17 protein-coding genes and 2 pseudogenes are annotated in these 18,312 nt (G+C 67.8%); 6 read left to right on the top strand and 13 right to left on the bottom strand.

The features are described from left to right. Positions 1-118: 118 nt before the first annotated feature. From OG729_RS28710 to OG729_RS28735, 6 genes and pseudogenes are all read right to left on the bottom strand, one after another. Positions 119-936, bottom strand: a pseudogene (locus OG729_RS28710) (class I SAM-dependent methyltransferase). Positions 937-996: 60 nt separating this feature from the next. Further along, the gene (locus OG729_RS28715; protein ID WP_405808755.1) at positions 997-1,272 is read right to left on the bottom strand and encodes a hypothetical protein; all 276 of its coding nucleotides are present in this window, start codon (positions 1,270-1,272) and stop codon (positions 997-999) included. Positions 1,273-1,471: 199 nt separating this feature from the next. Continuing rightward, on the bottom strand, positions 1,472-2,086 hold the full coding sequence (locus OG729_RS28720) for an HAD domain-containing protein (protein WP_405808757.1): 615 nt from the start codon (positions 2,084-2,086) through the stop codon (positions 1,472-1,474). Between the two features lie 14 nt (positions 2,087-2,100). Beyond that, the gene (locus OG729_RS28725) at positions 2,101-2,793 is read right to left on the bottom strand and encodes a class I SAM-dependent methyltransferase (RefSeq protein ID WP_405808758.1); all 693 of its coding nucleotides are present in this window, start codon (positions 2,791-2,793) and stop codon (positions 2,101-2,103) included. Then, entirely contained in the window at positions 2,794-3,705 is a 912-nt protein-coding gene (locus tag OG729_RS28730) for an aminoglycoside phosphotransferase family protein (protein ID WP_405808760.1), read from the bottom strand. It abuts the gene before it with no gap. 75 nt (positions 3,706-3,780) lie between these two features. Beyond that, complete coding sequence (locus OG729_RS28735; RefSeq protein ID WP_405808761.1) at positions 3,781-4,530, bottom strand: hypothetical protein; 750 nt, start codon at positions 4,528-4,530, stop codon at positions 3,781-3,783. 192 nt (positions 4,531-4,722) lie between these two features. On the opposite strand from OG729_RS28735, the gene OG729_RS28740 reads away from it, so the two are divergent. Together OG729_RS28740 and OG729_RS28745 are read left to right on the top strand one after the other, a co-directional pair. Next, positions 4,723-6,078: a tetratricopeptide repeat protein gene (locus OG729_RS28740; RefSeq protein WP_405808762.1), complete on the top strand. Its 1,356-nt coding sequence runs from the start codon at positions 4,723-4,725 to the stop codon at positions 6,076-6,078. Positions 6,079-6,111: 33 nt separating this feature from the next. After that, positions 6,112-6,612, top strand: a complete 501-nt coding sequence (locus OG729_RS28745) for an NUDIX domain-containing protein (protein ID WP_360866728.1) — start codon at positions 6,112-6,114, stop codon at positions 6,610-6,612. Between the two features lie 580 nt (positions 6,613-7,192). Here OG729_RS28745 and OG729_RS28750 read toward each other — a convergent pair. Beyond that, positions 7,193-7,837, bottom strand: coding sequence for an SAV_6107 family HEPN domain-containing protein (locus tag OG729_RS28750; protein WP_405811326.1), 645 nt, complete (start codon positions 7,835-7,837; stop codon positions 7,193-7,195). 494 nt (positions 7,838-8,331) lie between these two features. Here OG729_RS28750 and OG729_RS28755 point away from each other — a divergent pair, with 494 nt between their 5' ends. Further along, entirely contained in the window at positions 8,332-8,772 is a 441-nt protein-coding gene (locus OG729_RS28755; protein ID WP_405808765.1) for a GNAT family N-acetyltransferase, read from the top strand. On the opposite strand, the pseudogene OG729_RS28760 reads toward OG729_RS28755, so the two are convergent. Continuing rightward, a pseudogene (locus OG729_RS28760) lies at positions 8,750-9,261 on the bottom strand (transposase). The gene OG729_RS28755 and the pseudogene OG729_RS28760 overlap by 23 nt on opposite strands. A gap of 78 nt (positions 9,262-9,339) precedes the next feature. On the opposite strand from OG729_RS28760, the gene OG729_RS28765 reads away from it, so the two are divergent. Continuing rightward, positions 9,340-10,620 (top strand): IS701 family transposase, encoded by a 1,281-nt coding sequence (locus OG729_RS28765; protein WP_405803592.1) that lies wholly within the window; start codon positions 9,340-9,342, stop codon positions 10,618-10,620. Between the two features lie 608 nt (positions 10,621-11,228). Here OG729_RS28765 and glnA read toward each other — a convergent pair. Further along, entirely contained in the window at positions 11,229-12,638 is a 1,410-nt protein-coding gene (gene glnA, locus OG729_RS28770) for a type I glutamate--ammonia ligase (RefSeq protein WP_360866722.1), read from the bottom strand. A 209-nt stretch (positions 12,639-12,847) separates the two neighbouring features. On the opposite strand from glnA, the gene OG729_RS28775 reads away from it, so the two are divergent. Further along, positions 12,848-13,315 carry an RDD family protein gene (locus OG729_RS28775; RefSeq protein ID WP_360866719.1) on the top strand — a complete coding sequence of 156 codons (468 nt, stop codon included), beginning with the start codon at positions 12,848-12,850 and terminating at the stop codon, positions 13,313-13,315. A gap of 123 nt (positions 13,316-13,438) precedes the next feature. On the opposite strand, the gene OG729_RS28780 is transcribed toward OG729_RS28775, so the two are convergent. From OG729_RS28780 to lipB, 4 genes are all read right to left on the bottom strand, one after another. Further along, positions 13,439-14,146: a DUF4191 domain-containing protein gene (locus OG729_RS28780; protein ID WP_405808767.1), complete on the bottom strand. Its 708-nt coding sequence runs from the start codon at positions 14,144-14,146 to the stop codon at positions 13,439-13,441. Between the two features lie 19 nt (positions 14,147-14,165). Beyond that, positions 14,166-14,375, bottom strand: coding sequence for a hypothetical protein (locus tag OG729_RS28785; RefSeq protein ID WP_360866545.1), 210 nt, complete (start codon positions 14,373-14,375; stop codon positions 14,166-14,168). 332 nt (positions 14,376-14,707) lie between these two features. Continuing rightward, a complete protein-coding gene (lipA, locus tag OG729_RS28790; protein ID WP_405808769.1) occupies positions 14,708-15,664 on the bottom strand; it encodes a lipoyl synthase in 957 nt (318 codons plus the stop codon). 102 nt (positions 15,665-15,766) lie between these two features. Continuing rightward, positions 15,767-16,564, bottom strand: coding sequence for a lipoyl(octanoyl) transferase LipB (lipB, locus tag OG729_RS28795; RefSeq protein WP_405808771.1), 798 nt, complete (start codon positions 16,562-16,564; stop codon positions 15,767-15,769). 264 nt (positions 16,565-16,828) lie between these two features. Here lipB and OG729_RS28800 point away from each other — a divergent pair, with 264 nt between their 5' ends. Beyond that, positions 16,829-18,274: a regulator gene (locus OG729_RS28800; protein ID WP_360866534.1), complete on the top strand. Its 1,446-nt coding sequence runs from the start codon at positions 16,829-16,831 to the stop codon at positions 18,272-18,274. The last annotated feature ends 38 nt before the right edge of the window (positions 18,275-18,312 follow it).

Below are 18,312 nucleotides of genomic sequence, written 5' to 3' on the forward strand. Positions count from 1 at the left end.
CCGGAAAGAAGCGGCGCGGCTCGCTGCTGAGCTTCAGTCCCTCTGACGGCAGTCACCAATCAACGACACCAGCGGTACGCACTCGGTTTCTCTCGGACGCCGCAAGCGGAGCCGAAATTCAGCGGCGGCAGACGAGGATGCCACCCTGGCAGGTGATCTCGAACGCCCCGTGCCGGGCGATGTGATCGACCAGGATGACGCGGGCCCGATCGATGGTCACCTCGAATGGCACATCGTGCTGGTCCGCCATGCACGGTAGGAAGCCATGTGCGCCACCACGGGTTCCGGGTCGCGGACCGTGATGGTTCCGGGGAGCTCGATCGTCTCGACGCGACTGAACTCCTTCCCGAGGAAGGCCGGCGCCTTCTCCAGAGAGAATCGGGCGCTCAGCGAGATTCGGGAGGGGCCGCGAGCGACACCCAGGACGTCGCCTGCGGCGTGTACCCACAGATCGTTCAGCTCTGCCTTGTCACGTTCGCTGTTGGTGGAAACGATCACCGGGCCCTCGCCGGTCACGACGCGGGACAGCTCTTTGACCGTCTGGGCGATGTCCGGGACGTGGTACAGCATGTGCAGGGCCAGAGCGGCGTCGGCGCTCGCCGTTGCCAGCGGGAGACGCGACGCGTCCGCCACGGCGACGGGGCCGGGGACGTCCGCGAGGATGCCGGCGGCGATGTCGAGACCGAGGAGGCTCAGGTCGGGTCGGTCCTGCCGAAGGCGCTTGATGAACTTGCCGTTCCCGCAGCCGACATCGACAACCAGCCCGCGTATCGCGCTCAGTTGCTTACCGACCATGCCGGGCAGGTCGTAGCGAGGTGTTTGCCACCGGTAGAGCGACTGGAGTGCGGCGAGGTAGCGGTCGTCGTTGTACGCGCTCCCGGCGAGGCGGCCACGGTCGGTCACTTCGGCGTCGTGTGCGGGGGAGAGCTCGGTCACTTCGACAGCTCCGGGGGACGGGCGGCACGGGTGGCCGCGACCTCGCGCTCATAACGTCCTTCAGAAGGGCACCGGTAGACCGGTGTCACGTAGCCGGACCAGCGCCTTGCCGAGGCACTCATGAGCTGAAGCACCATCGGCCCTGAGCCCACTGGGCAGTGGGCCACCGCTGGCAACGAAAGTCCACGGTGGCTTCCCGTCACGCATCCGCTCAGCGTCGATCCTGATCATGGCGTCCACGCCCTGTTCGCCAAGCCATTCAAGGATGAGCAGAACGGCGTCCTCGACGCCGCTCTCCGGGTCCGTCTTCGGCCACCGGCTCTTCGAAACGGTCACGCCCACGACCCTACTCAGCTGGCATCGGGATGAACATGTCACGGGCTGGGCGGCCAGCAGTACAGGGGGAGTGCCCTCGCAGAAACGACCGTCGGCCGCGCCCTTCCGGTGACGGAAGAACACGGCCGACGGCCCACAGACAGCCCAGGCGAGCGGAAACCCGCTCCGACCCGCGGCGTCATTAGATGTCGAAGTACAGCTATCGATAGGAGTCGTCGAAGTGTGGGAGCGCCACCCTGGCACCGGGCTCTGGCGTCCTACGCGGCGTCGACCGCCCAGGCGCCGTGGTCTGGCGAGCAGCCCATTCACGTACCTTCGCGAGGTGGTCCGGCTGGAGGCCGGTGTATGGGTCGGGCTGGATGAGGAGGGTGGGGTGGCCGCGGGCGGTGCGTTCGGCGGCCCAGGCGTGGTCCAGGGCGGTGAAGTCGTCGTCGATCCAGACGACGGGGTTTCTGCCGATCCAAGGGTCGACATGGTCGCGTTTCCAGAGGTAGCCGTTGGGGTGGCTGGTGGTGATCTGAGGGCGGGGGAGGTCGAGGTAGGGGAAGTCGGGCAGGCCCAGGAGGGGCCCAATGATCGTGGTCGCGTCCTTGCGCCAACTCGTGCACCACACGGGGGTGATGAGGCCGTTGGTCAGGAGGGCGGTGAGGACGCCGCCGTGGTTCGGGTCGAGCCAGACGGGGACAGGGTCGTTGAGGTGCCGACCGGTGGGCAGGACGGTGTGGCGGACGTGCGTGGGCGGGGTGCTGCCGTCAGCAGCCGGGAACGGTATGAGGACGCCGTCGATGTCCAGCAGCAGGTAGGGCAGGGGCATCGGTGCCTCCGGGGTCAGCGTTTGCGGGCGGTGATCAGCAGGGTGGTCGGCCACGGGTCACGGCGCGGGTGGCGAAGCTCCAGGGCTGACGTGATGCGCAGGCCGGTCCGGGCGAGGTGGGCGCCCCAGCGGCGGGCGTCGAACTCCCATCGGGCGATGGGTAGTCGGGTGTTGTCGGGCGCGGTGACGTAGTCCTCGCGCGGACGGTCGTCCGCGGATGGATGTCTTCCGGCCCGTGCCGGGTGCGGGACGGAGAAAGCCAGGACACCGCCCGGCTTCAGGCGGCGCGAAATGGGGGCGAGCAGGAGCTCGGGGTCTACGAGGCCGATGGCGCCGAAGACGGAGTAGATCGCGTCGAAGGTCTGGCCGGTGGTCTGCAGGTGGTGCAGTGCGTGGTCGGCGGCGAACGTGGCGCCGTCGATGTGTCCGTAGTGGGAGCGGGCACGGCGTATCTGGAGTCCGATCAGGTCCACGCCGGTGACGCGGGACTCATGGTCTTTCGCGAGGTGGGCTACGTTGTGGCCGGGGCCGCAGCCCAGCTCCAGGAGGCGCTTGCGGCGCAGGTCCGGGCCGAGAATCTCGGCGCCGGGACCGAGGCCCGGGTGGGTGCTCCATTCCATGCGGGCCGGTGCGGTGAGCGCGTGAGCGGGGGCAGCGGCCATGCGCTGGGCGGCGTGGGCGTACCAGGGAGAGACCTGGGCGAGCACCTAGACCTCCAGGAGCTGGACCACGTCGTTCAGGTGGCGGCGGACGACGGGGATATAGCCGGGGTCCTTGGCCGGGTCGTTGATCCAGCGAATGGCCTGCTCCATGAACCACTCCACGGCCCACATGCGGTGCCAGCCCAGGGCCCATGCCTCGGCGGCCAGGCCGCCCCGGGCGGCGAGGGCGTCTTCGTGGCCGCCTGCGGTGACGTACTGCTCCAGGAACACCCGAAGTCGCACGGGACTCGGCGCGTCGGTGGTGCCGTGGTAGGAGGCGAGGTCGATCAGGCCGGGGCCGGTGAAGGCGCGGGCGAAGTCGAGGAGGTGCCAGCCGTTCTCCCCGATGTGGACGCTTGTGGGGTGGAACTCGGAGTGGACCCAGCCGAATGGGTCGAGCGTCGCCCCCTGGACGCGGGCCTCGGCCGCAGCGGAGATCTTCCCCAGCGTGGTCTCGATGTCGTCGCAGTCCGTCCACCGGTCGGCCTTCCTCAGCTGCTGGAGGTGATCGAGGGCTCGGCCGGGCAGGGCCGCTAGGCCGGCGCCGTCGAGGAGGGGCAGGCCGCGCGCCGGGCGGGCGGCGTGGAGCATCACGGCGGCGGCGATGCCGTCGAGGTCGTCGGCATCCCGTACGGGGGTGCCGAGGTCGTCCATGAGCATCCCGAGCCACTTGTCCTGCATGGCGGTGGCGTGGAGCTCGGGGACCGGCAGCCCGCGCTGGTGCGCCACCAGCAGGGCCTGCGCCTCGTGGTCGAAGGGCTCCTTGGCGTACTTGAAGACGGCCGTGGTGCCGTCGGGGTAGGTGACGCGTTCGACGCCGGACATGCCCCAGACGCGGATCTCGGCACGTTCGGGGAGGGGTTGGCCGACGAGGGTGCACAGGTCGTCCAGCAGGGCGGCGGTCAGGCTCTGGTTCATGGGGTTCTCCAGGGGCTGGTGGCTCCGGGGCGGGCGAGCGGGTCAGCCCGCCCCGGAGCCGTTCTCGGGGTGGGGTTACTCGGCCGCGGTCACGCGGTGGGCGTAGACCTGTTCGATCCAGCCCGCCTTGAACTCGGCCAGGTCGTCACGGAAGTTGGCCATCGAGGCACCGTAGGGCGCGACGACCCCGCCGGACTGGTCCGGCACGGACTGGCAGCCGTGCACGAGCCGGCCGCCGAGGGCGGCGTGGGCCTTGATGGACTCGATCCGGCGGTGCTCGTTGAACCAGCCGCCGTGGTAGACCTCGTCCAGCATTCCGCCCATCTGGTCGTCCAGGTCGAAGACGACCGAGGTGGCGGCGGGGAAGAACCAGCAGGGGCCGACGTTGGAGATGTGCCCGTCCAGCTCGACCTTGTTGAGCGCCATCAGCGTGGCCGCCTCGCGCAGCATGCGCAGGTGGCTGGCGGTGATCTGCGGGAGGCCGAGCGACTCGAGGTGCTCCTTGCGGAAGAGGTACGAGTAGACCGAGTACGCCGTCGCCAGCACGCGGGCGGCATCCGTCGTGGACTCGCTGTGGTTCTTGATGAAGTCGAGCGCGAGCTGCTCGACCGCACTCTCGGTCGTCTCGTTCGCGTCGAGCAGCTGGGCCTTGACCAGGTCCCAATCGGCTACGAGCCAGGTGTTTGACTCAAAGCGGAAGAAGTACTCGGCCGGGTCGATGGTGATGCGCCGACCGTCCACCTGGATGCCGGGCAGGCGGCTCCAGCGCGGGTCGAAGGCGTCGGGCAGCTCGACCGTGATGGTGGCGGTGTCGATGGTGGTCACCGTTTCTCCGTCTCTGATCGGCCGGGCCGAGGCATAGGAATGCCCGAGCCCGGTAGGGCGTACGGAACTTGGGGGCCGCCCGGCCCAAGAGTGGGGCGGCTGTCGATAAGTGAACCTGCCGCTACGCAGAGTGGGTACGGTGTGACCGAGGCCAAGCGGTATACGCGGTTTACAGCTCCGGGACGGAGGATCGTGCCAGCGCCGACCGACCCCAACTCCCGCCTGCGCGAGGTCATCGCCACCGCCGGATGCACGTACGAGGCACTCGCCAGGGACGTACGCCGCATCGCAGCCGAGAACGGCGAGCTGATCCAGACCAACAAGTCGGCCATCTCCCACTGGACAACTGGCACCCGCACTCCCTCTGGCCAGGCAGGCCAGTACCTGGCAGAAGCTCTCTCCCGCCGCCTGGGCCGCGTCATCACCCAGACCGAAATCGGCCTCCAATCACCAGACACGGAGTTCCCACCCGGCATCGACCCGGTCACCACGGTCACCGACCTCGGCCGCGCAGACGTCGAGCGCCGCCGTTTTCTTGCCGTGGCCGCCTTCACCACGGCCGGCGTCGCAATGCCGCTACTGCACGACCACGAAGCCACGTCCCGCATGCTCCGCGCCCGCACAGCCCGCTCCCTCGTCGGCCGCGAGGACATCGACGTCGTACGGCAGATCACTGCGGCCTTCAGCGCTGCCGACGAACGCCTCGGCGGGGGCCACGGTCTGACCACCGTCACCGCCTACCTTGCCGACACCGCAGCCCCCATGCTCCGCGGACGCTTCCCCTCCGACGCCTTACGCCAAGCCGCCTTCGGTGCCGTCGCCGAACTCGCCTACCTCGCAGGCTGGAAGCACCACGACCTCGGCCACGAAGGCGCCGCCCAGCGCTACTACCAGGTCGGCTACCAGCTCGCCTGCGAAGCCGACCCTCACGGTCACGCCGCCTGGATGATGCGCGCCCTCGCCCACCAGGCCCTCAGCCTCAAACAGCCCCACCACTGTGTCGACCTCGTTGAAGGCGCCCTCACCCGCGGCCTAGGCCATGTCGACGGACAGACCGAAGCCCTCCTCCACATCGCCCACGCCCGCGCCTACGCCTCCACAGGCGAGAGCCCGTTGGCCGCCCGTGCCCTCCTCGCCGCCGAAGACGCCCTCCTACGCGAGGACGGTCCCCAGCCCAGCTACTCCCGCGTCAGCGGCCCCGCCGCCGGCACCGTGGCCAGCCACACCGCCCGCACCCTGACCGACCTCGCCGACCACATCGGCACCGAACAACAGCACCGCGACGCCCTCACCCGCTGGGACCCGGAGAAGTACAAGCGCGTCCACGCCCTCACGTACGCCGATCTCGGCGACAGCCTCGCTGCCCAGGCTCGCGCCGACGAAGCCGTCGCCGCCTGGTCCCAAGCGCTGACGTTGATGGAGGGCATGACCTCCGACCGCACCCGCAAGGCCATCACGTCGCTCAGATCCACCCTCGCCGTCTACCACCGTCGCGGCGTCCCCGGAGCCGCGGAACTCACCCGCCGCGCACGCGAAGCACTCGCCTAAGCTGCCAACAAACCGGCCGACGAAGGGAAGATCGTGGCTCAGCCGACAACCGACGAACAGCAGCCCAAAGCCCTCAAGCCCGCCCTCGAATCCATGACCCTGCTGGTCGCTGCTGTCATCGTCCACGACAAGGCCACCAACCGCGTCGTCCTCCTCCAGCGCAGCCAGAACGCCAAGTTCGCCCAGGGCAAGTGGGACCTCCCCGTCGGCAAGAGCGAACCCGGCGAGCCGATCACTGAGACTGCGGTGCGGGAGCTGTACGAGGAGACGGCGCTGACGGTGAAGCCGGAGGCGCTGATGGTCGCCCACATCATCCACGGGGCGTGGGGAGTCGAGGCGCCCAACGGCTTCCTCACGGTCGTTTTCGCCGCTCATGAGTGGACCGGGGAACCTGAGAACTGCGAGCCGCACAAGCATGCGCAGGTCCGCTGGGTCGATGCCGCGGCCATCCCCGAGGAGTTCGTGGACACGACGGCCAGCGCCTTGCACCGCTATCTCAACGATGGCCCGGAGGTTTCCCTCGACGGTTGGTGACCGACGGGACCTGACCGGTGAAGGGCCGGGCCCGAAGGCAGGTTCGCCGCACCGACAGTGGACCCCGGTCCTCAGAATTGGATTCCGTCCAGGTCACGACAGCCGGGAAAACTCCTGGAAGGTCACGGCGGAGGGGGCGCTGCAGCTTGGATTGTATTGGCTTGTGCTCGCGCCACCGCCCGAGTTTGGGCAGCATCGGATCGGCGTAATACGAACAGCGACGCAAGAGCTAATACGCTGGGGCCGGATAGCATCGAAGCCAGTCCAACATGCCCCTGCATTCCCACCAGTACTGCCGCGACAAGCATTCCTGCGCTAAGTAGAAATCCTGCCACTAGGCCAGTAATTAGCAGGAAGTGAGACCGTCGAGCTGTCCTCTCCCGAGTTTCGAGGCGGAGGCTCTCCAGTTGCATCTGTTGAAGAGCGGATTGTTGCGCCATTCTCAGCTCGTGCTCACGGCGCAGTTGAGGCTCTAGTGCTTTGAGGGCTACCTGCAAGTGCTCAGCGGGAAGATCCGCCCACTGCATGGCAATATCAAGGCCAGTCTGCTCGTGCCGCGGTATGTTCGAAGCCTCACGCGTCATCGCTCAGTTCCCCCGCCGCCATCGCCCACAGTTTGCTTCTGCCTCAGCCCGGGAGGTGGTGGCCCTAGGGCTCTGAACAGATCGTCGAAGCCCTCCGACAGGTGTCGTACTGCCGTGTTTGCGTCGCGATTTTCTGTCAATTCGATCAGGTCAATCGAGGTTGGCTGATCAGGCTTTGGTGCTACGAGCATTCGCTCGACCAGTCGGAGGAACATCGACGCATCGCGCATTATTTCGTCGGCGTCCCTCTGCGTGGCTGCATTCTCAATTCCAGCCTCCGCCCGGGCTCTACGTCTCGCGCCGGAAGCAAATAAGGCGCTCCAATCTGCCAACTCGGGGGCTATCTCAGGTAGTACTTCCCACGCGCTCCTGATTCGATTTCGGCGACGCGGAGTGCCTTCAGGACGTCCCCGGGTTGCTAGAACTGCAGCAGCGGTCCGCAAAGCAGCGAGGTGGGCGGCCGCATACCGTGAATTCGAATCTTCAATGGTTGATGCGTCTTTGAGTCCCGAATGGGCCTGCGCGAGGAGATCGAGTGCAGAGGGCGGAACGGTGGACCGCCTCAGGACCGGATGTACTTCGCGGGGTTCGCGACGGCTTAGCTGTGCGTGGTGTGCGGGGGAGGGTTGCTTCGTCGGCAGCTCTCTCTTGTGGACCTCGTCCCAGCGCGCGTGGAGGTCGGTGAGCTGCCCCCTTCCAGCATCCTCCGTTGCTAGCCATGCATTGTCGCCCACCGCGCGTAGGGCTTGCCTGTAGGCATCCAGCAGAATTTGCTCAGGTGGCCGTGGCGGAGCATGTGAGCCACGCCGTTTCTCATGGGCTTCTCTGTAGAGCCTCCATGCGCCATATGCGGCGAAGGCCGCCAGTAGAGCGATGCCTGGTCCTAAGAACCATTCCATGGGCCCCTCCGAGACGCTCGGCCGAGCATCAGTCCACGCAGTTCTCTTGCCTTAGCAGCGTGCCAGAGGCTCCCAGGCTCCGGAGGTAGATCGCGCAGAATGACGGGAACAGGCCTTCGGCGTACGACTGACTCGCTTGAGCGTCTGCTAGGGCCTGTCTGACAAACACCGCGTGGTTCCGTGGAGTTAGAGGATCAACGGAACCAGGGTGCGTCCGGCGGAGTAGCGTGGCGATCATGGTGGACTGGGATGTTCGGCCAGCGTCGGTGGTGGACGTCGAGGCGGTGGCCGAGTTGCGTGCCCTGGTGCTGCGGGATGACCTGGAGCGGCTCGGGCGGTACGACGAGCAGCGGGTGCGGCAGCGGCTGCGGGACGAATTCGACCCGACGCACACCTGGGTAATCGAGGTGGGCGACGCGTTGGCCGGCTGTGTGGCGCTGCGACAGGCTGAGGACGCCCACTGGCTGGAGCACTTCTACCTGGCTCCGCATCTGCAGGGCAGGGGCATCGGTTCGGATGTGCTGCGCGGGCTGCTGGAGCGATGCGACCGCGACGGCGCCCTTGTCCGGCTGAACGTGCTGCAGGGCAGTTCGGCCCGGCAGCTGTACGAGCGGCATGGGTTCACACTCGAGACCGAGGATCCGGTGGACGTATTCATGGTGCGCAAGCCGGCCTAAGAACCGGCCGGTAATCGTTCATGTCGGGCTCACGCAGCCACAGCATGAGTGAGGCGAGGTGAAGTCCAGCGAGGTAGCGGGCGGCCAGCTTGTCGAAGCGGGTGGCGATGGCTCGGAACTGTTTGAGTCGGCTGAAACAGCGTTCGACGACGTTGCGGGCCTTGTACAGCTCGCGGTCGAAGGCCGGTGGTCTGCCGGCCGCCGATCCGCGGCGTACGCTCCGACGGAGTCGTCCCGGACCTGGGCGCGCTCCAGCAGGCGGCCCCAGGTTCCGTCCGTCTCCCAGCGGGCGAACCGTTCATACACTGTCTGCCACGGCCCATACCGTTCCGGCAGGTCACGCCACGGCGCACCCGTCCGCAAACGCCACAACACCCCGTTGATCACCTGCCGGTGGTCCCGCCAGGGACGACCCCGCCCGTCCACACCCGGCAACAGCGGAACTATCCGATCCCACGCCGCATCCGTCAGCTCACCACGACCCGCCACAAGATCAATTATCAGACAGGCCCTAGTAGGACTCCGTTAGGTCTTCCGGTCGGGCCTGTTTGGGAGCATGTTGTGTGTGTGGACGCACACCAAGTGAACCGTGTTCGGGCGAAGTTGGCGCTATTCGTGGCTGACGTATTCGCGTCGGTGCCGCGCAAGGACCAGCGGGCCAAGGGCGACTGCTATCTGCGGGGACTGATGCTGGACGGTCGCCGCAAGTCCATCCAGGCGATGGCCTCGCGGCTGCCGGACGGCAACGAGCAGAACCTGCAGCAGTTCGTGAACCAGTCCACCTGGGATCCGGTGCCGGTGCAACGGCGGATCTGCGAACGAATGCTGCCGCAGATCGCCCCGACGGCCTGGGTGATCGACGATGTGTCGGTGCCCAAGGACGGCCGGATGTCGGTCGCCGTTGCGCCGCAATACTGCGGGGCCCTGGGCAAGCAGGCCAACTGCCAGGTCGCGGTAAGCGTCCACGCGGCAACCGACACCGCCTCCTGCCCGTTGCAATGGCGCCTGTTCCTGCCCAAGGACTGGGCGTCCGACACCGACCGCCGGTCCACGACCCGTATCCCGCCCGATGTCACGCACCGCGAGAAGTGGCGGCTGGCCCTGGACATGCTGGACACCCTTGCCTCCTGGGGCATGACGCCGCCGGTCATCGTCGCCGACGCCGCCTACGGCACCAACGCGCACCTACGGGCCGCCCTGTCCGACCGCGGACTCGCCTACGTGCTGGCCGTCCGCGCGGATGTCACCGCCCAGCCGTTTGATGCGAAACCCGTCGCCCCGGACCGCAACGGTCCCATCGGCTGCTGGCCCCAGCCCCGCTACCGGCAGCCCGCACCGTCGGTGGCAGCCCTGGCCGCCGGCCTCGGACAGGAGGCATTCACCGCTCTCACCTGGCGGAACGGCTCGCGAGGGGAGTTATGCTCCCGCTTTGCCGCCGTGCGTGTGCGCCCCGCAGGCAAAGCAGTCGAGCGCGCTGTCAAGGCCGCCGCCTCGGCCGAACAGGGCTGGTGGGACGGGGTCCTGCCCGACTGCTGGCTGCTGATCGAATGGCCCATCGGCGCCGAGGCGCCGACCGATTACTGGCTGTCCAACCTGCCGGCCGACACACCGATCGCCGACTTGGTCCGTCTGGCCAAGGTCCGCTGGCGCATCGAGCACGACTATCGCGAACTCAAACACGGCCTGGGCCTGGACCACTTCGAGGGGCGTTCCTGGCCGGGCTGGCACCACCACGTCACCCTCGTGACCGCCGCCCATGCCTTCCTCACCGAACAGCGCCTGGCCCCAAAAGCGCCCGGACCGGTCTCACCCTCTACCAAGTCCTCGACGCCCTCCAGGACGTACTGAGGTGCTGGACCGGCATCTGCACCACATGCCACCAAGCCCTGCCCGCCAGGACACACACCGCGCCAAGATCGAGAACGACCTAACGGAGTCCTACTAGGGCCCAGCCCAACCCTTGGTCAACTGCGCAGTCGGTTCCTAGCCGTTGAGTGCGACAACCGGCAGTGCTGAGTGGGGCGCTGGGTGACGCTGTCAGAGTTGTGCTGCGCACGTGCTTAACGGCCTGGTCAGCGTGCCTCTCTGCGTGAGCGATGCGTGGGCGGACGGCTCAGCACCCGCTGGATCGGACGTCACACGGTCGAATCCTGCAATTCTCTGACCAGGTGAAACCGGATCGGACGTGATCATGGCTCATCACCCGTCACGACCTTGCAGGCCCACGTGAGTAGGTCTCGGGTGCGGCCGCGCCATAAAACGAGTGAGGCCGCCACCCCGATGGGGAGTGGCGGCCTCACTGTAACTGACGCTACGTCAGAGGATCGGTCGGGCGGCGCACACGCGGTGCACAAGGGGGCGGAAAGCAAGCGGGAACTGCGAGCACTGCTGAGCAGTGTTTTCGCAGGTCAACGCATGTTTTCAGGATTCCCGCCCAGGTCACCCAGACCTGATCTTTAGATGTCGAAGTACAGCTCGAACTCGTGCGGGTGCGGCCGCAGCTGGATCGGGGCGATTTCGCTCGTCCGCTTGTAGTCGATCCACGTCTCGATCAGGTCCGACGTGAACACCCCGCCCGCCTGCAGGTACTCGTTGTCCGCCTCCAGCGCCTCCAGCACCGCCGGGAGCGAGGTCGGGACCTGCGGGACGCTCGCGTGCTCGTCCGGGGCCAGCTCGTAGAGGTCCTTGTCGATCGGCTCCGCCGGCTCGATCTTGTTCTTCACGCCGTCGAGGCCCGCGAGCAGCAGCGCCGAGAACGCCAGGTACGGGTTCGAGGACGGGTCCGGGGCGCGGAACTCGACGCGCTTCGCCTTCGGGTTCGAGCCCGTGATCGGGATACGCATCGCCGCGGAGCGGTTGCGCTGCGAGTAGACCAGGTTGACCGGGGCCTCGAAGCCGGGGACCAGGCGGTGGTACGAGTTCACCGTCGGGTTGGTGAACGCCAGCAGCGACGGGGCGTGCTTCAGGATGCCGCCGATGTAGTAGCGGGCCGTGTCCGACAGGCCCGCGTAACCCTGCTCGTCGTAGAAGAGCGGGACGCCGCCCTGCCACAGCGACTGGTGGACGTGCATGCCCGAGCCGTTGTCGCCGAAGATCGGCTTCGGCATGAAGGTCGCGGTCTTGCCGTTGCGCCAGGCGACGTTCTTCACGATGTACTTGAAGAGCATCAGGTCGTCGGCCGCGGCCAGCAGCGTGTTGAACTTGTAGTTGATCTCGGCCTGGCCGGCGGTGCCCACCTCGTGGTGCTGGCGCTCGACCTGGATGCCGGACGCCTCCAGCTCCAGGGAGATCTCGGCGCGCAGGTCGGCGAAGTGGTCGACCGGCGGGGCCGGGAAGTAGCCGCCCTTGTAGCGGACCTTGTAGCCGCGGTTGTCCTCGATCGCTCCGGTGTTCCAGGCGCCGGCCTCGGAGTCGATGTGGTAGAAGCCCTCGTTCGACGTGGTGTTGAAGCGCACGGAGTCGAAGACGTAGAACTCGGCCTCGGGGCCGAAGTACGCGGTGTCCGCGATGCCGGTGGAGGCCAGGTACGCCTCCGCCTTCTTCGCGATGTTGCGCGGGTCACGGCTGTACTGCTCGCCCGTGATCGGGTCGTGGATGAAGAAGTTGATGTTGAGCGTCTTGTCCTTGCGGAACGGGTCGAGCCGCGCCGTCGACAGGTCCGCGCGCAGCGCCATGTCCGACTCGTGGATCGCCTGGAAGCCGCGGATCGACGAGCCGTCGAAGGCCAGCTCGTCGGACGGGTCGAACGCCGTCGCCGGGATCGTGAAGTGCTGCATCACGCCGGGAAGGTCGCAGAACCGGACGTCGACCATCTTCACGTCGTTGTCGGCGATGAACTTCTTGGCGTCGTCGGCGTTCTGGAACATCCAACTCCTCCTACTCCCGACCCGGGGACGGGCGGGGTGGTTGCTCGTCGTGCGGCCAGTGCGGTGGCACACGCTGGACCCGACCTTAGGCAGGCCGGATTTCTCAAGCATGACCCATTTGTTTCGCTCAAGTTAACCGGAGCCGGGATCAAGACTGTGTCAAGGACCCGGCCCGAAGTGATCCAAAGCGGGGCCAGTACCGTGGACGGGTGGACAACAGGCAAGCAATCGGATCGTGGCTCTCCGGGCCCCGCGCGGCCGCCGAGGACATGGGTGCCGACTTCGGTCACCGGGGCGAGCGGCTGGGCCTGCCGCAGGCGGGACCGGGCTCCATCGCCCCGCTCGGGCGGCGCTTCGGGGCCGTTTTCATCGACTGGGGGCTCTGCCTCCTGATCGCATACGGACTGTTTGCGAATGGTGACGGGAAGGCCGCGGGGAACTGGGCCCTCGGCATCTTTCTCGTACTGAGCGTGCTCACCGTCGGGACCGTGGGCTTCACACCCGGTAAGCGCCTCCTCGGGCTCCGCGTCATCGCCGAGGACGGCGGAAGGCTCGGCGTCTTCCGGGTCGCCCTACGCAGTCTGCTGCTCACCCTCGCGATCCCGGCCCTCATCTGGGACCGCGACGGGCGCGGGCTGCACGACCGCCTCGCTCGCGCCGTACAGGTGCGGATCTAGCAAGCCGTACGAAGGCGAGAAGACGAGAAGCCGTACGAAGACGAGAAGCCGTACGAAGGCGAGAAGACGACAAGAGGGGCGCCCCGGAACAGTCCGGGGCGCCCCTCTTCACGTCGTGGAACGTCAGCGCATCTTTCCGCCGCGCGGCATCCGCGTGCCCTTCGGCATCGGCCCCTTGGGCAGCGGCATATTGCTCATCAGGTCGCCCATCGCCCGCAGACGGTCGTTCGTCGACGTGACCTGCGGTCCGGTGAGCACCCGAGGCAGCTTCAGCATCGTCGTGCGCACCCTCTTCAGCGGCACCTGACCGTCGCCGTCGCCGACGATGATGTCGTGCACCGGCACGTCCACCACGATGCGGGCCATCTTCTTCTTCTCGGCCGCGAGCAGTGTCTTGAGCCGGTTCGGGTTGCCCTCGGCCACCAGCACGATGCCGGCCTTGCCGACCGCCCGGTGCACCACGTCCTGGCTGCGGTTCATCGCGACCGCAGGAGTCGTGGTCCAGCCGCGGCCCACGTTCTGCAGTACGGCCGCCGCCGCACCCGGCTGGCCCTCCATCTGCCCGAAGGCCGCCCGCTCGGCGCGGCGTCCGAAGACGATCGCCATCGCGAGGAAGGCCAGCAGGAAACCGAGGATGCCCAGATAAACAGGGTGGTCGATCAAGAAACCGATCGTGAGGAAGACACCGAAGGTGACGATTCCCACAGCCGCGACGACAAGACCGACCTTCGAGTCGGCCTTCCGGGTCATCTTGTACGTCAGGGCGATCTGCTTCAGTCGCCCGGGGTTCGCAGCAGCGTCAGCGCTGTCTGAGTTTGCCTTCCTCGCCATGTGTGGAAGTTTACGTGGCCTAGGAAGTGCGACCAGCCACGGCCTCCAGTACATGCTGCGCCTCGACCCGGTCCTTGGCCCGGCGCCGGTCTTCCAGGACTGAGGTCCAAGCGTTCCTGCGGGCTGTGCGCTGGCCGCTGCCCAGAAGCAGCGACTCCATGGCGCGCAGAGCATCGGTGACGGACGGGATGGCGGTTGCGCGTACGGGTCGAACCGGTACGGCCTGCATGGTTGAGGTCCCCCCTCGGGGTGGGTGACGACGGTGAGCGGGTGCGGTGCGGGGCTTGCGGTGCGGGGTTGCCCTGACCGTTACGGGGAGCGGTGCGGAGCTCCACGAGGGGTGGTGCGTGCTGTGCGTACAGTCAGGGTTACTGATTGGTGTTACCAGGGCGTGACCGAGCGGTCAAACAGCGATGAAACCTTTACGCAGACCCTAGGAACACTGACGCGGCCCGTACGCCGCCCCGACCTGCGGGGAGGGTACGAGCCGCGTCAATGCGCCATTACTCGGCGGTAGTTTCTTGTGCCTGAATTCACACGCCGAGCGAGGCGGCCAGATCACTAGGGAGTGACCGTCGCGCCCCGCCGCTCCATCGCCTGCTGGTACAGCCGCCCCGCCCGGTACGAGGAACGCACCAGCGGACCCGACATCACACCGGAGAAACCGATCTCCTCGGCCTCCTGCTGCAGCTCCACGAACTCGTGCGGCTTCACCCAGCGCTCGACGGGGTGGTGGCGCACGGAAGGACGCAGATACTGGGTGATCGTGATCAGTTCGCAGCCCGCGTCATGCAGATGCTGCAGCGCCTCGCTGACCTCTTCGCGCTCCTCGCCCATGCCGAGGATGAGGTTCGACTTGGTGATCAGACCCGCCTCACGGGCGCGCGTGATGACCTCGAGGGAGCGCTCGTATCGGAAACCGGGACGGATCCGCTTGAAGATCCGCGGCACGGTCTCGACATTGTGCGCAAGCACCTCGGGGCGTGAGGAGAAGACCTCGGCCAGTTGCTCGGGCACCGCGTTGAAGTCGGGGATGAGGAGCTCGACCTTGGTGCGGCCCGACTCGCGCTCGGACGTCATCGAGTGGATCTGGCGCACGGTTTCCGCGTACAGCCAGGCGCCGCCGTCCTCCAGGTCGTCGCGCGCGACGCCGGTGATGGTGGCGTAGTTCAGGTCCATCGTCACGACCGACTCGCCCACGCGGCGCGGTTCGTCACGGTCCAGCTCCTGCGGCTTGCCGGTGTCGATCTGGCAGAAGTCACAGCGCCGAGTGCACTGGTCGCCGCCGATGAGGAACGTGGCCTCGCGGTCTTCCCAGCACTCGAAGATATTCGGACAGCCCGCCTCCTGGCAGACCGTGTGCAGGCCCTCGCTCTTGACGAGCTTCTGCAGCTGGTTGTACTCGGGGCCCATCTTCGCCCGGGTCTTGATCCACTCGGGCTTGCGCTCGATGGGGGTCTGGCTGTTGCGGACCTCCAGGCGCAGCATCTTGCGTCCGTCGGGTGCGACTGCGGACACGACCGGCTCCCTACAGCTTCGATTCTTCGGCGAACACCAGGGTACGCCCGTTAAAAGTGCGCCATTACGTCTGGCCAACCCATGGCCAGAGGGACGCATTCCCTAGGCGGTCGCCTTCTCCACCTCACGCGGCTTCAGCACCGCTTGCTCCAGCACATCCCGCAGATGCTTCTCCAGTACGGGCAGCACGTCGGCGATCGTGATCTCCCGGCCCAGCTCGTTCGCCAGCGACGCCACGCCCGCGTCCCGGATCCCGCACGGCACGATCCGGTCGAACCAGGTGTTGTCCGGGTTCACATTGAGCGCGAAGCCATGCATCGAGACGCCCTTGGCGATACGGATGCCGATCGCCGCCAGCTTGCGGTCCTCGCGGCGCTGGCCGGCGTTGGAGGGGGCGTACTCCGGGCCGTTGAGCCGTGGGTCGAACTCCTCGTCCTGCAGTCGCGGGTCGAAGTCGAGCGAGAGACCGCCGATCGCCGGACGCTGCTCCACCGGATCGCCGAGCACCCAAACGCCGCTGCGGCCCTCGACCCGGCTGGTCCGCACGCCGAACTCCGCACAGGTGAGGATCAGCGCGTCCTCCAGCCGTCGGACGTGCGCGACGACATCCACCGGGCGCGGGAGCTTGAGGATCGGATAGCCCACCAGCTGGCCGGGGCCGTGCCAGGTGATCTTGCCGCCGCGGTCCACGTCGATGACGGGGGTGCCGTCCAGCGGGCGCTCGCTGTCCGCGGTGCGCCGCCCGGCCGTATACACCGGTGGGTGCTCAAGGAGCAGGCAGGTGTCCTCGATCTCGTCGGCGAAGCGGGCGGCGTGGACATCGCGCTGCTTCTGCCACGCCTCCTGGTACTCGACGGCTTCCTCGCCGAACCCCAGTCGGACGAACCGCAGCTCACTCACGGTTGTGCCTCCCTAGAACCTTCACCCTGCACTCATCACGCCCAAGCCACTGTACGGCGGCTCCCGTGAGGTGGGTCTGGCGGTACCTCCCGTGCCCGGAGGGCCACGGGAGGAAAGGGTGACCCGTCAGCGTTGTCCACAATCCTCACACGATCGGATGAATGTGGGGCGAAGCTGCCGGTCGGGGCGGACGGGGCGGCTAAATTCGCGCCGTTCCATGAGGGCTGCTTCCGGCCGCCCGGAAGGCAGGAGACCGCACAGCTGATGACGGACCGACCCCCTCAGCGCATCCCCAACCGCCAGCTTGCCGCGCTCATCGCAGAAGCCGGATTCTCCAACGCGGGACTTGCGCGCCGAGTGGACCAGCTCGGCCTCGAGCATGGCCTGGATCTGCGCTACGACAAGACGTCCGTGACCCGCTGGCTACGGGGCCAGCAGCCGCGCGGCACCACTCCCGCGCTGATCGCCGAGGTCTTCACCCGCCGGCTCGGCCGTCGGCTGTCGGCGCAGGACCTGGGTCTGGACGCCTGTGCGCCCGTCTATGCGGGTCTGGAGTTCGCCGCCACGCCCGAGGAGGCCGTGGACATCGTCAGCGGGCTGTGGCGAAAGGACTCCGGCAGCCATGCGGAACTCCGCAAGATCGCCTTCACCCCGGCGGGTCTGGTGGTACCGAGCCGGGACTGGCTGATCGGCCGGCCCGACGAGCGGGTGAGCCGGGGTGATACCGGGATGAACGGGACGACCCGCCTCCCGGTGCAGGGCCGGCCCACCGTCCCCCGGCAGCGCGGCACCGACCGGGGGCCGGGGCAGAAGGTCTCCAGTGGTGACATCGCGGCGCTGCGCTCCGTCGGCGAGCTGTTCCGCAGCCTCGACCACGCGTACGGCGGCGGGCACGCCCGGCAGGCGCTGGTCCGCTACCTGGAGCACGAGGCCGAGCCGATGCTGCGCGGCACCTACGGGGAGGCCACCGGGCGGCGGCTGTTCGCCGCGACCGCCGATCTGACCCGGCTGGCCGGCTGGACCTCGTACGACATCGCGGCCCACGGGCTTGCCCAGCGCTATTTCGTCCAGGCGCTGCGGCTCGCGCAGGCCGCCGGAGACCGGGCGTACGGCTCCTATGTGCTGGTGACCATGAGCCGGCAGGCGGTCTATCTCGGGCACGGGCGGGAGGCGGTGCAGCTGACCCGCGTGGCCCAGCAGGGGGTGGGCTCGTCGGCGCCGCCGCTGGTGCAGGCGCTGCTGCATGCGGTCGAGGCGCGCGGTCACGGTGTGCTGGGCGATGTGCGCGCGTGCACCGCCGCGTTGGTGAGGGCCGAGCGGGCGCTGGAGACGGCGCGGCCGGGGGACGAAGTGCCGCACTGGGCGCGCTTCTTCGACGAGGCGCAGCTAGCGGACGAGTTCGGGCACTGCCACCGCGATCTGCAGCAGTACCGGTCGGCGGTGCAGCACGCGGAGCGCTCGCTCCAACTGCGCGCCCCGGCGTTCGCGCGCAGCCGGCTCTTCTGCCGGGTGGTACTGGCCTCCGCCCGGCTCGGCCTGGGGGAACTGGACCAGGCGTGCGCGCTGGGGGCGGAGGCGGCGCTGCAGGCGTCGGAGATGCGGTCGGCACGGGCGATGGAGTATGTACGGGAATTCGAGCGGCGGTTGGAGCCGTATCGGGATGCGGCGGCGGTGCGGAACTATCGCGACCGGGTCGCTGCGCTGGGCTGATGCCCGGGGGGCGCCCCCCGGGCCCTGAACGCCCGGGG

This window comes from Streptomyces sp. NBC_00210 (assembly GCF_045160975.1).
Classification (GTDB): Bacteria; Actinomycetota; Actinomycetes; order Streptomycetales; family Streptomycetaceae; genus Streptomyces.